Source organism: Nodularia sp. LEGE 04288 (assembly GCF_963896525.1).
Taxonomy (GTDB): domain Bacteria; phylum Cyanobacteriota; class Cyanobacteriia; order Cyanobacteriales; family Nostocaceae; genus Nodularia.
On the sequence record NZ_CAWQOY010000093.1, the window covers coordinates 1 to 12,430 of the forward strand.

Here is a 12,430-nt window from a genome sequence, read left to right on the forward strand (position 1 = left end):
CCCAAGTTTGGGGGACTTTGAAAATTCTTGTTCCCCCATAATTGGGGGTTAGGGGGTGATTCGATCACTTGTGTGTATACGATAGGCAAGCGAGGAGGGGAGAAAAAGCATAGCAGACGTTAGTCCTAACGCACCGAAAATTTAGGATGGTGCGTTGCGCTCCGCGACAACACACCCTACAAAAAATGATTTTGACTAAGGTGAGAGGAGAGAGTTTGAGCTAATTTATTTCTTGGCGACGATGATGAGCTGCTTGTAATAATAAAGACTCTGCAAAAGCGATCGCATCTGTGGCTGACTTACCACCGGCTAACTGCGCTAGTTCTTCCCGGCGATGGCTGAGATTTTCTAAATTAGTGACTCGGACCACTGTACGTTGCTCAGTATTATTACCTTGAGTAATAGTCTGCTTATCTACACGAAAATGTCGGTCAGCCATTGCTGCAACTAAAGGCTGATGGGTAACACATAATACTTGGTTACTTTGACTAAGTTGATGTAATTTTTCGGCGATCGCCTGAGCAACTCTTCCAGAAACTCCCACATCAATTTCATCAAATACCATTGTTTCGGCGGCATCTACTTGACAAAAACACGCTTTTAGTGCTAATAAAAACCTACTCATTTCCCCTCCAGAGGCGATCGCAATCAAAGGTTGCAGTGGTTCCCCAGGATTCGGGCTAAACATAAAGGTAATTTTGTCTGCACCTGTGGCTGTGGGCGAAGTAGCCGCTATCTCTACCTGAAACTTCACCTTTTCCATCGCTAAAGGCTTCAATTCACACAGCAATTGAGATTCTAAATGTGCTGCGGTTTGACGACGCAATTTAGTTAACTTTGCACAAGCTTGAGTTAGCTGTGCAGAACAAGCTGTTTCCTGTTGTTCTAAGCTTTCAATAGATTGTTCGCTGTCATTGAGTTCTGCCAATTCCCCTTGGATGCGTTGATAGTATGCGATCGCTTCTGTGAGAGTCGGACCATACTTGCGACAAATTTGTTTTAATTCTTGAATGCGTTCTTCTACTTCTTCCAAACGTTGGGGATCAGCTTCCAAACTACTTCCGTAAGCATTAATTTGTCTTCCCACCTCAATCATCACAGTTTGAGCATCTCTAACCAAATCCAACAAAGGTTGCAGTTGGACATCGTACTCTACCATGTCAGTTAATGTGGCTTCGCTGTCCCCCAATAAATCTGCGGCGGCTGGGGTTTCATCATCGTTTTGATACAAGGATTGATAAACCTTGTAACTCATCTGTTGCAATTCAACAACATGATTGAGGCGTTCCCGTTCTTGCACCAGTTGTTCCCATTCCTGGGGATCTTGGAGATTAGCAGCGCCCAATTCCTGTATTTGATAGGTAAGTAAGTCGAGTTGCTGGAGACGTTCCCGTTCTGATGTCCGGCGTTTTTCTAATACTTGATGGGCTTTTTGGTAATTACTAAAAGCTGTAGCGATGATTTGACGTTGTTGTAGCAGCGAGTCGCCACCATACACATCTAACCATTCCCTAACTTGGGCGGATTGTCCCACCTGTACAGTTTGACCTTGGGCGGTAATTTCCACAAGGCGATCGCGCAGTCCGCCCATAATCTGCCGATTTACCAACACCCCATTCACCCGCGACCGACTGCGGATATTACTAGTAGTGGCAGTAATTTCTCGGCTGACTATTACACAGTTATCTTCAATTAAATCAATTTCTTGTTCAATCAACCAAGCCGTTAAGGGAGGATTAGATGTAAAAGTAGCTTCTACCATTGAGCGATTCGTACCAGTGCGAATGACTCGACTAGAGACTTTACCACCCAAAGCCGCATCAATAGCATCCAAGATAATCGACTTTCCCGCGCCGGTTTCACCTGTCAGGACATTGAGTCCAGCGCCAAATTCCAGTTCTAGCTGATCAATCAGGGCAAAATTTTGGATTCGCAGGCAAAGTAACATCAAGCCAAATTCTCCGTGAGGGCAGATGCCGAGACTTTTAAGTTACAGAACACTAAGCACTATGTTTTCGTTACCTACCTTTGGTGCATATTGTTATGATACAACCCTTTGCAAAGGAAAATCTATACTTGGTTTCCATTGCCGTGAGATTGATTTCACAGATAAATCAGAGGGCTTGTACCATTAAAGAACTATTGGTCAAAAATTTGGTTCTGAAAAAATGCCAATTTATCCCTTTTTGAGGGGTACTTGTTTGTAAACTTATTGTTACAATACTTTACAAGCTTAATTCGACCAGTGGCTGACTTCATGATTGTTAAGACACTTCCCCCGAATTCCCAAAAAACCGAGGACGAACCACAAGTGACTGAAGTATTAACAGAAAATGGCCAATCAACCTTGGTTGTTCGTTCACCAAAACGCATAACTGACCAAAAGTCAGAGACTGAGGCCATACTTTACGATCCCCAAGAGATAGGAGAATATTATCGCCACCGCCCCCTGAAAGTTTTGCAGCGGATTGTCGCAGTGTTGGGGCCGACACTTTCATTTGTTTTTGGGTTGTGGTGGGATGGCCGACGGGGAATAGTCGTGAAAACAGACCACCGTCGAGCTGTTCAGCTGCGAGAATTACTGACGAAATTAGGGCCTGCTTACATTAAAATTGGACAGGCTTTATCCACTAGACCGGATTTGGTTCCCCCGGCATATTTAGAAGAATTAACGAGGTTACAAGACCAATTACCGCCTTTTGCTAACGAAATTGCTTACCAATTCATTGAAGAAGAATTGGGCGCACCACCCCCGGAGATTTACGCCGAACTCTCGCCCCAGCCAATTGCCGCAGCTTCTTTGGGGCAAGTTTATAAAGGTAAACTAAAAACTGGTGAAGAAGTCGCCATTAAAGTCCAACGCCCTGATTTAAGAGAAAAAATTGCCGTTGACTTGTTTATTTTGCGTCAACTCGCCGCTTGGGTAAAAAACCGAGTTAAAAGAATCCGCAGTGATTTAGTTGGTATTCTCGATGAATTAGGCGATCGCATCTTTGAAGAGATGGATTATATTCATGAGGGAGAAAATGCCGAACGCTTTTTTGAGCTATATGGTCATATAGAAGACATTTACGTTCCCAAGATTTACTGGGAATACACCAATCGTCGCGTCCTGACGATGGAGTGGATAAACGGCATAAAATTAACCCAAACTGCCGAAATTAACGCCCAAGGCATAGATGCTCGTTATCTGATTGAAGTGGGTGTGCAATGCTCTCTGCGTCAGCTCCTAGAACACGGATTTTTCCATGCTGACCCCCACCCAGGTAATTTGTTAGCCACACCAGAAGGTAAACTGGCTTATCTCGACTTTGGGATGATGAGTGAGGTACAGCCGCCCCAACGCTATGGTTTAATTGAAGCGATCGTTCACGTTGTTAACCGTGACTTTGAAGGTTTAGCCAACGACTACGTAAAGTTAGATTTTCTCTCACCAGAGACAGACTTAACCCCAATTATTCCAGCATTTGCGAGAGTATTCGCTGATGCTCAAGGAGCCAGTGTTGCTGACTTGAACATCAAAAGCATCACTGATGAACTTTCAGCTTTGATGTATGAGTATCCTTTCCGTGTTCCTCCCTACTACGCTTTAATTATTCGCTCCCTGGTAACTTTGGAAGGGATTGCGATATATATAGATCCCGAATTCAAAGTTCTCAGCGAAGCTTATCCTTATGTTGCGAAACGCCTGTTAACCGACGAAGCACCACAATTAAGAACATCGCTGCAAAATTTGCTGTTTAAAGATCAAAGATTCCGGTGGAATCGGTTAGAAAACCTGTTACGCAATGCTAAGAAAAATCAGGATTACGACTTCAACCTAGTTTTAAACCAGGGGGTAGAATTTCTGTCTTCTGAACGTGGTTCATTTATTCGCGACAGGCTAGTAGATGAATTTGTGAATGGACTCAATGCTGTAGGCAAAAATGTTCTGCACAACTTCACTTATGTATTGCGAGAACGAGTAGGTTTGACAGCAGTTAACGAAACCCCTGGAGCGACAGTTGAGCAACAACAAACCTTAGAGCATATTAAAAATATTTTAAATATTCTCCAAGCCACCCGTGGTTTTGACCCACTACAACTAGCACCCCAACTGGCGCAATTGTTAGTAAATCCAGGTGTACAGCGTTTGGGTCAGCAAGTTACTAATCGCTTGACACAAAAAGCCCTCGCCCGGTTAATTCGTGAGTTATTAGCAGCGGAAGAAGTCAACAACAGTCAAGGTGGTGCGTTACAGAAACCTGCAAGAGCATCTTTACCTGCAAGAGTGTAGGATTCGCTGGTCATAACACTAACCACAGCTTACAGTTATTTTTAGGTATTAAAATTCTGTAGAGATGTTGAATGCATCGTCTCTACAGTATGGTCTAATTAACCGAAAAATACTGTAAGAGTTAACCTAATTCTCGATTGTGACCATTTCTGTCACGTTTAAGACTTTCTTCTAAAGCTTGAATCTGTTCCCGACGGGCTTCCAATTCTAAAGAACGACGTGCTAAGTCTTGATTTTGTAAAGTTAGGGATTGTCGCCAACTTTCGGCACGTTCCGCTTCTTGTTGCAACTCTGCCGGTGTCATACCAATTGTGAGGTAAGTTTGTACTAAATGTAGTACCCAGTTGCTAGCATCTTCTAAACTTTCAATCTCACCTGTGGGAGAAAGCTGCACTAAAACCAGCAAGTGGTCACTCATGGTAGTGACTTTACCCAACAATATAGAAGTCTCTTCGGGGATAAGTACCCAAAGGGTTTCAGTTTCCTGACGTGCTAACAAGCGTAACTGAAACTTGTCTAAAAACTTATTTTTATTTACTTGAGCTAGATACAGCATAACTTTAGTTTTAAATTTGAATTGTCAAAATATATTTTAAGTTTAGACATCGACCGAATCTAAATATGCTTATCCTATAACCCTTGTAGAGACGTTCCATGGAACGTCTCTACATTATTTTTTGGAGATGTCTATTGCAGCTATACTAAACTACTCAAGCGATCGCGCAAAATTTCGGCTTGTTTTTCAGCTTCAGCTAAAGACTCTCTCGCGCCCTTTACCACATCGGCGGGGGCTTTATCCACAAACTTCGGATTGCTTAACCTTGCACTCAAAGACTGAGCCTCTGCTTCAGCTTTATTGAGGGTTTTTTCCAGTTTGGCGCGCAAAGTAGCAATATCTACCACATCACCACTCAAAGGAATAACCACTTGCACAGTACCCACAACCCCAGATATGGCATTTTCTGGTGCTTGGGGCTGTTGTAACTTTGTCTGTGATAGTTCTGGCTGAGGCTTTGGCTGGAACAACTTAGCCCAGAAATTTTGTCTAGCTTCGGATTTGAGGAGATTTTGCACAACAAACCAAGATGCAAAACCCAAACCAACTATTTCAAAGAATGTCCCAATAAAAGGAACTTCATAAACTGCATTCCCCGTAGCCCAACCTATCCTCGCAAAGACAACCCCGACGATAATCCAACCAATTGTCTTCAAACCCCTCTGAGGTTTTTTCTCCACAACTATAGGGGTTGTTTCCTCTATTGCAGAAGCTTCTGGAACACCAGCAATTCGGCTGCGCTCAGTACAAGCAATAGTTAAATTCTCCACTTTGCCCAAATCTTGAATGTAAGCCTGTCCAGCATTGAGAATTTCTTCTTCCTGGGGATTACCAGTTTGCAAATTTGCCGTAATTTTTGCACCTGGCTTAATATCCGCCTCAGCGCGTAAATTGCGAATTGTGCGAATTGTGCCAATTAGTAAGTCAAACTGTGCTTCCAATTCTGGATTAATCAGGTTATTATCTGCTTCGGGATAGAGTTGCAAAGATAAAGTTTGTAAGGAATCGGCTGGTTGTTGGGTGAGAGTTTGCCAAATTTCCTCAGTAATGTGAGGCATTAAAGGATGCAGTAATTTTAAAATCCCTTCCAGTACATAGCCCAGAATTTGTTGTGCTACCTGGCGCGATGCTGGGTCTGCATCTTTTTGTAACCGGGATTTAACTAATTCAATATACCAATCGCAGAAATCACCCCAAATAAATTCATACAGACCTTTTGCGGCTTCACCTAAACCGTAGTTGTCAATATAATTACTCGTTTGGTTGATTACTTGATGATAACGGGAAATAATCCAGCGATCGCTTAATTCTGTGGCAATTGGTTGACCTAACTGTTGCGGCGTTTGTCCATCCAAATTCATCATCACAAATCGGGCTGCATTCCACAACTTATTAGCAAAGTTGCGCGAAGCTTCCACCGATGCAGACTCATCCTTTTTGCGGTCATATTCCAAGCGGATATTTTGACCCGCCCCCGCAACTTCTTTAATTAAGGTATAACGCAGCGCATCAGTTCCATATTTGTCAATTAATAACAGTGGGTCAATCCCATTACCTTTGGTCTTCGACATTTTCTGACCATTTTCATCCAGCACTAACCCGTGGATGTAAACATCATTAAAAGGCATTTTCCCAGTAAAGTGTCCGGCCATCATCGTCATTCTGGCAACCCAGAAAAAGATGATATCAAAACCAGTTACCAAAGTACTGTTAGGGTAATAAGTTGCTAAATCCTGAGTTTCTTCAGGCCAGCCCAAAGTAGAAAACGGCCAGAGTCCAGAAGAGAACCAAGTATCCAATACATCTGGGTCTTGTTCTAACTGGACATCTCCCCCAAATTGGGTTTTAGCTTTTTCCCAAGCTGCATCTGCTGATTTGGCGACAATAAACGGGGTATTATCGGTAATTTGACCACCACTTTCACTGACAGCATACCAAGCCGGAATTTGATGACCCCACCACAGTTGACGAGAGATACACCAATCTTTCAACTTGACTAACCAATCACGATAAACCTTCGTCCAGCGCTGGGGGACAAACTCCGGCGAATTTTGATTGTCGAGAAATTTTAAGGCTTTATCAGCCATCGGGCGAATTTTGACAAACCACTGAGTAGATAGTAATGGTTCAACTGGTACTTTACCGCGATCGCTATAAGGAACAGTATGCTTATAATCCTCCACCTTCACCAGTACACCATCGGCTTCTAAACGAGAAACCACATTTTTTCTAGCTACAAAGCGGTCTTGTCCTTGGAACTCCCCAGCGTTATCATTGAGAGTCCCGTCTTTATTCATAATATTGATCGACGGCAGATTGTGACGCTTACCCATTTCAAAGTCATTGGGATCATGGGCTGGAGTCACCTTCACACAACCAGTCCCAAATTTCGGGTCAACAAACTCATCACCAATAATCGGAATTTCCCGATTCATAATTGGCAGAGTTAAGGTTTTGCCAATCAAGTGTTTATATCTGTCATCATTGGGATTAACCGCAACACCTGTATCACCCAGCATAGTTTCTGGTCGAGTCGTCGCCACTTCTACAAACCCAGAATTATCACTGAGGGGATAGCGGAAATGCCAAAGATTCCCATCAACTTCCTGATTATCCACTTCCACATCAGACACCGCCGACTGAGAAGCCGGACACCAATTTACCAAGTATTCGCCCCGATAAATTAATCCTGATTCGTAGAGACTGACAAAGGCTTCCAGAACCGCTTGCGATAAACCTTCGTCTAAAGTAAACCGTTCCCGTGTCCAGTCAACGGAGACACCGAGGCGTTTTAACTGATTAACAATTGTACCCTCAGAATCGGCTTTCCATTGCCAAGCCCGTTCTAAGAATTGTTCGCGTCCCAGTTCGTAGCGAGTTTTACCTTCTTTTTTGAGTTGCTTTTCCAACATTGAGTGGACAGCGATGCTGGCGTGGTCGGTTCCGGGAACCCATAGGGCGTTGCGTCCTTTCATGCGGTGATAGCGCATGAGGGTATCAATTAAGGAACTTTCAAAGGCGTGACCCATGTGTAAACTACCGGTGACGTTGGGAGGGGGAATCACGATGCAGTAAGGTTCACCAGGGTGGTTGGGATCAGCTTTGTAAACTTGGTTTTCTTCCCAAAATTTTTGCCATTTGGCTTCGGTGGTGAATGGGTCGTAGAGGCTAGGGAGGTTGGTAATGTTTGCGGTCATGCTGGGAATACTAATTCTGGAAGGACTTTTATAAATTTTGCCATAGGGGAGGAGTGGGTTTGATGGAAACGAACCGCCAAGTAGCCAAGAACGCCAAGAAAGAAGAGCCAAGTCAGGAAGTAGATAGGTTGGCTTATGCTGTGATTGGAGCAGCGCTTGAGGTACATCAACTGTTGGGGCCTGGGTTTTTGGAGCAAGTGTATAAGGAGGCGTTGATTATAGAATTGTTCAGGCGCGGGATACCTCATGAATTTGAAAAGCCTGTAACAGTAAATTACAAAGGACATGAAGTAGGTACAGGGAGATTAGATTTTTTGATAGCCAATTGTCTAATTGTGGAATTAAAAGCTGTCCAAAACCTAGCCCCAATTCACGAAGCTCAAGTTCTCTCGTACCTAAAAATGACCAAACACCCACTCGCCCTCCTAATCAACTTTAACGTCCCCCTCCTCAAAGACGGTATCAAACGAATCATCCTCACCTCCTAACTCCTCCCTTGGCGTTCTTGGCGACTTGGCGGTTCGTAAAAAAAAACCAACCCCCTTCATAGCCAAAAGCGCCGAACCAAAAGCAGCCTCAGTATGCACAGAAGAAACCACAGAAACCCTTAAAACTCCCTTCCGAATAGCACACCAAGTAGAATTCCCCGCCCCACCCCCAGCCGTATAAACACGAGTTAAAGTATCCGCCCCCATTTCCTGCAATAAACCATACCCACGCGCTTCAATCCTAGCCATACCTTCCAACAACCCATGCAAAAACGCCACAGGATCATCCGGGCGTGGTGATAATCGTGGTAATAAATCGGGATCATTAATCGGAAAGCGATCGCCTGGCCGCAACAATGGATAATAATCTAACCCACTAGCCGTAGTCACATCAATCTCGCCGCTAAACCTTTCCAACTCAGCCGCACTAAAAAATTGTTTTAGCACAGCCCCCCCAGTATTAGAAGCCCCCCCAGCCAGCCATAAATTACCCAAACGATGGCTATAAATACCGTATCGTGAATCCTCCACACGCGTCCGACTCAATAATTTGACCGCCAGCGTCGAACCCAACGAAGTCACCGCCTCCCCTGGCGATTTAGCCCCACTAGCCAGAAAAGCCGCAATACTATCAGTTGTCCCAGCACACACCAAGCAATCAGCAGCAAAATTAAACTGAGTGGCTATTTCCGGGCGCAATTTAGCAATGGGAGTACCAGGAGGTAAAACTCTCGGTAGCTGAATCGGTAATTGCAGTTTCTCCAGCCATTCTGGATATTTCAACTGTTCCACGTCATAGCCCAGTTTTAAAGCATTGTGATAATCACTAATTCCCAAATACCCATGCAGCAGAAATCCTAACCAATCAGCTTGATGCAGAAAATATTTCGCCTGACTAAAAGTCGGTTGTTGGATCATCCACAAAAGTTTAGCCAAGCTGGAAGTGGCACTTAATACATTATGATGCGGTGGCGCAATATTTCTCAACTGCTCTAGCACCACTGATCCCCGCGGATCATTGTACAGTAAAGGTGCATCTACAGGCTGACCAGCAGCATCACACAGCAAGACCGTAGATGAAGTACCATTAATCGCGATCGCCTTGACTTCTCGGCGCAAGTTCTCAGGTATTTCTGCCAGTAATGTAAATAAAGCCGTTTCCCAAGTAGTTGCTAAGTCAGAAACAGCCTCATCTGGCCAAGGATACTTGATTTCTGCCTGGGTGCAAGCTTGATGATTAATCACCACACCCCTAACCCCAGATGTCCCAAAATCGATCCCCAAATAAAAACCCATAGTTTTATAAATTTTTTTAATGAAAAATCAATAATCGCTACTGGTTAACCACTGCTTTTGTTGCATCTTGTAACAAGATATTCCACATTCTTGGCAAAACAGTGAAAAGTAGTAAACGAACTGTTCAATATTGATTTGAAGCTCAGGAGAGTTCCGACCATGCCTATCTCAGACACTCAAGTGTACATTGCTCTAGCTGTAGCGCTGATTCCAGGAATTCTGGCTTGGCGTTTAGCAACAGAACTTTATAAGTAACGCCACGTTTTGACATGGTAAGTGGGGCAGATTAAAAGTCTCCCCACGCTCAAACAACAATCAGGCTAGTACCGCTGCGCGGAAGTCAAAAGTCAAAAGGCTTTTATTTTGAACTTTTGCAAATGGTATACCCATTTACGCCAGGCGGTAATAGTCTTGTTGTATTTACAATTCCAAAATACAGCGCGTCCAGCATTAACAAATCAAGTCGCCGCTATATTTATCTGCTTACAAGTATATATAATGACTATTTTCTGTAATAATTACGGAATCTGTAAGCGCAAAGCAGGCAGAAACTACATGGCGACTAAAAATATTTTTGAGTACAATGGGACACGTCTAAATTTCCCAGACAGAGAAAAATCTGGGAGGGTTATTCGTAATTATCACCACTACTCGAAATTGACATAATCTCTTAAAAGGCTAATAATCTGGCAAATAGGGTGCTGCTAGTTGGATGCCATCAGCTTTTGAATACCAGCTACTTACGTGTATTGAGTCAGTTTTTAACGTTTAACATACGTGTAGCAATTTCCGAAAAATGAAGTAATATGACAGCTAAATCAAGCTGTAATCACTACCAGTGTGCATTCTATGATGTTGCCATTTAATCAGTAAGGTTCTACATAGCATAATGAACGCGAGTCAACCGTCTAGACCACCGTTACAACCTCTACAAAAACGCCGGGCTGTTCCTCGACCAAAACGGCATCTTCGTCAACGTTCCTACCAGGTTATGGCCCTGGAAACCACAGCCAAGATCACGGTTAACTTAGCGATTTCCGCAGCAGCAGTATCTGCTTTAGTGCAACTTGTGCCTTATCACTGGACACAGCAAGACAGGTTGCGAGAAGTCAGTACTGAAGTCAAGCTGATGGAAGAACGGGTCGAAAATTTACAGACAGAATTTAAGCGTAATTTCGATCCCCATCAAGCTCATAGTATTAGACAACAGCAAGCGTATAAATTTGACCCTAATCAACTTCCAGTAGTATTCGTGAATCGCGATGATCAGGAAGTTGAAGTATTAGAGTTATTACCCTAAAAACAATATTAAGACTTTATATGGAAAAATCGGATTTCCTGACGGGTGTGATTGCCTATACATACCGAATTTTTTTCTGCGGTACAATCGGCTGCTAGTGATCGGCGATCGTCCAATTCACAATTAAAAGTTCCAAAGATTTTTGGGGTATTTTTAATTGTGAATTCCCGATTTTTGCAGTCAAACACTTAAACGCCTGGAGGTTGGCTGACCACAATCTACTCATTGAGATTTTCCGGAAACAACAGCTCGTTTAACCAGTTTTCGATCTGTAAACGCAATCGGTAGCCAGACATATCGTTTTTACGATCTAGTCCGGGTAGTTGAGTCAGGGCGCGACGATAATCAGCGATCGCACAATTCCAATCACCCCAAAGATGATAAGTTCTGCCCCGTTCTGCCCAAATATGACCTTCTAGTTGACCGAAAAGCATTGCTACCTCAAAGTTCTCAATCGCTTCTTCGTATTGTGCCAAATCACGTAAAGTAATTCCTCTGTTAATCCGCGCCCGGACATAACCAGGATTCAAATCAATCGCCTGGTCGTAATCAGCGAGTGCGGCGGTTAATTCCTCACAAGCAGCATGGTAATTGGCTCGATTGTTATAAGCGCTAGCTAAATTAGGATTCAATTGCAGGGCTGTGTTGTAATCAACCAGAGCTTTTGGCATTTCGCCACTCTGAAAATAAATCAATCCCCGATTGTTGTAATTAACCGAACTTTGGGGACGGCGATTAATTAATTCTGTCAGTAAGGCGATCGCTTCAGTATAATTTCCTTGTCGAGCCGAACTCAAAGCGCAAGAGCGTAAATAGTCGTCCCCTAAAGCAGATTCACCTCTAGCGTTATTCTCATGCTCCCTAGCATGAAAAGTACTATTTGACACAAAATTGTATCGATTATTTTGCTGGTTACCAGAAGCTAAAAATGAATGGCTATTCATACTTGTATTACCTGAGCTACTTGCTCTTTAAAATCAAATTACAGTTTTCGTCGTGGTAGTAGTTTTGCCCCTGTGTCAGTTTTTCAGGTGTCTTTAATTACTTTGGTTTCAGTATTCAGGCTGAATTTCAGCTCCGACATCCCAAAAGTGGCAGACTTCACCTTACTTAAACAAATAATCATCGAATCTAATAATTAATACGTCACCCATAAGTTGAATTCCCGAAAAAATAAAGATCAATCTTAAAGACTAATCAAGTAGTGAGAGCAACAAATTGGTAGAATGCCAACAAGCCCTTCATTTCGCTGATTGTCGGCAAGCCCCAAGTTATAGCTGCTTCAATTTGGCGTAGGATGAACGGTTGTGAGTGCAA

General features: G+C 43.3%; 9 protein-coding genes. 4 read left to right on the forward strand and 5 right to left on the reverse strand.

Annotated features, from left to right (window positions below; genetic code table 11):
- Positions 1–220 precede the first annotated feature (220 nt).
- Positions 221–1,948, reverse strand: a complete 1,728-nt coding sequence (recN, locus tag AACX33_RS06720) for a DNA repair protein RecN (RefSeq protein ID WP_193999389.1) — start codon at positions 1,946–1,948, stop codon at positions 221–223.
- A gap of 309 nt (positions 1,949–2,257) precedes the next feature.
- Here recN and AACX33_RS06725 point away from each other — a divergent pair, with 309 nt between their 5' ends.
- Positions 2,258–4,276, forward strand: coding sequence for an ABC1 kinase family protein (locus AACX33_RS06725; RefSeq protein WP_193999387.1), 2,019 nt, complete (start codon positions 2,258–2,260; stop codon positions 4,274–4,276).
- 121 nt (positions 4,277–4,397) lie between these two features.
- On the opposite strand, the gene AACX33_RS06730 is transcribed toward AACX33_RS06725, so the two are convergent.
- Both AACX33_RS06730 and AACX33_RS06735 read right to left on the reverse strand, forming a co-directional pair.
- Entirely contained in the window at positions 4,398–4,832 is a 435-nt protein-coding gene (locus AACX33_RS06730; protein ID WP_193999385.1) for a hypothetical protein, read from the reverse strand.
- A gap of 140 nt (positions 4,833–4,972) precedes the next feature.
- The gene (locus AACX33_RS06735; RefSeq protein ID WP_193999383.1) at positions 4,973–8,029 is read right to left on the reverse strand and encodes a valine--tRNA ligase; all 3,057 of its coding nucleotides are present in this window, start codon (positions 8,027–8,029) and stop codon (positions 4,973–4,975) included.
- 62 nt (positions 8,030–8,091) lie between these two features.
- On the opposite strand from AACX33_RS06735, the gene AACX33_RS06740 reads away from it, so the two are divergent.
- The gene (locus AACX33_RS06740) at positions 8,092–8,517 is read left to right on the forward strand and encodes a GxxExxY protein (RefSeq protein ID WP_193999373.1); all 426 of its coding nucleotides are present in this window, start codon (positions 8,092–8,094) and stop codon (positions 8,515–8,517) included.
- On the opposite strand, the gene AACX33_RS06745 is transcribed toward AACX33_RS06740, so the two are convergent.
- Entirely contained in the window at positions 8,455–9,813 is a 1,359-nt protein-coding gene (locus tag AACX33_RS06745) for an FGGY-family carbohydrate kinase (protein WP_227788893.1), read from the reverse strand. The two genes, AACX33_RS06740 and AACX33_RS06745, sit on opposite strands and share 63 nt — an antisense overlap.
- 159 nt (positions 9,814–9,972) lie before the next feature.
- Between AACX33_RS06745 and psaM the strand changes: the two genes are divergently transcribed.
- The gene (gene psaM, locus AACX33_RS06750; protein WP_006196319.1) at positions 9,973–10,068 is read left to right on the forward strand and encodes a photosystem I reaction center subunit XII; all 96 of its coding nucleotides are present in this window, start codon (positions 9,973–9,975) and stop codon (positions 10,066–10,068) included.
- Between the two features lie 634 nt (positions 10,069–10,702).
- Positions 10,703–11,113 carry a slr1601 family putative cell division protein gene (locus AACX33_RS06755; RefSeq protein ID WP_193999371.1) on the forward strand — a complete coding sequence of 137 codons (411 nt, stop codon included), beginning with the start codon at positions 10,703–10,705 and terminating at the stop codon, positions 11,111–11,113.
- Positions 11,114–11,331: 218 nt separating this feature from the next.
- On the opposite strand, the gene AACX33_RS06760 is transcribed toward AACX33_RS06755, so the two are convergent.
- A complete protein-coding gene (locus tag AACX33_RS06760) occupies positions 11,332–12,057 on the reverse strand; it encodes a tetratricopeptide repeat protein (protein ID WP_193999369.1) in 726 nt (241 codons plus the stop codon).
- Positions 12,058–12,430: the final 373 nt, after the last annotated feature.

Coding starts and splice junctions, on each gene's coding strand:
- AACX33_RS06755 (WP_193999371.1), top strand. CDS start 10,703: ATGAACGCGAGTCAACCGTCTAGACCACCGTTACAACCTCTACAAAAA.
- AACX33_RS06740 (WP_193999373.1), top strand. CDS start 8,092: ATGGAAACGAACCGCCAAGTAGCCAAGAACGCCAAGAAAGAAGAGCCA.
- recN (WP_193999389.1), bottom strand. CDS start 1,948: ATGTTACTTTGCCTGCGAATCCAAAATTTTGCCCTGATTGATCAGCTA.
- AACX33_RS06730 (WP_193999385.1), bottom strand. CDS start 4,832: ATGCTGTATCTAGCTCAAGTAAATAAAAATAAGTTTTTAGACAAGTTT.
- AACX33_RS06745 (WP_227788893.1), bottom strand. CDS start 9,813: ATGGGTTTTTATTTGGGGATCGATTTTGGGACATCTGGGGTTAGGGGT.
- AACX33_RS06760 (WP_193999369.1), bottom strand. CDS start 12,057: ATGAATAGCCATTCATTTTTAGCTTCTGGTAACCAGCAAAATAATCGA.
- AACX33_RS06725 (WP_193999387.1), top strand. CDS start 2,258: ATGATTGTTAAGACACTTCCCCCGAATTCCCAAAAAACCGAGGACGAA.
- AACX33_RS06735 (WP_193999383.1), bottom strand. CDS start 8,029: ATGACCGCAAACATTACCAACCTCCCTAGCCTCTACGACCCATTCACC.
- psaM (WP_006196319.1), top strand. CDS start 9,973: ATGCCTATCTCAGACACTCAAGTGTACATTGCTCTAGCTGTAGCGCTG.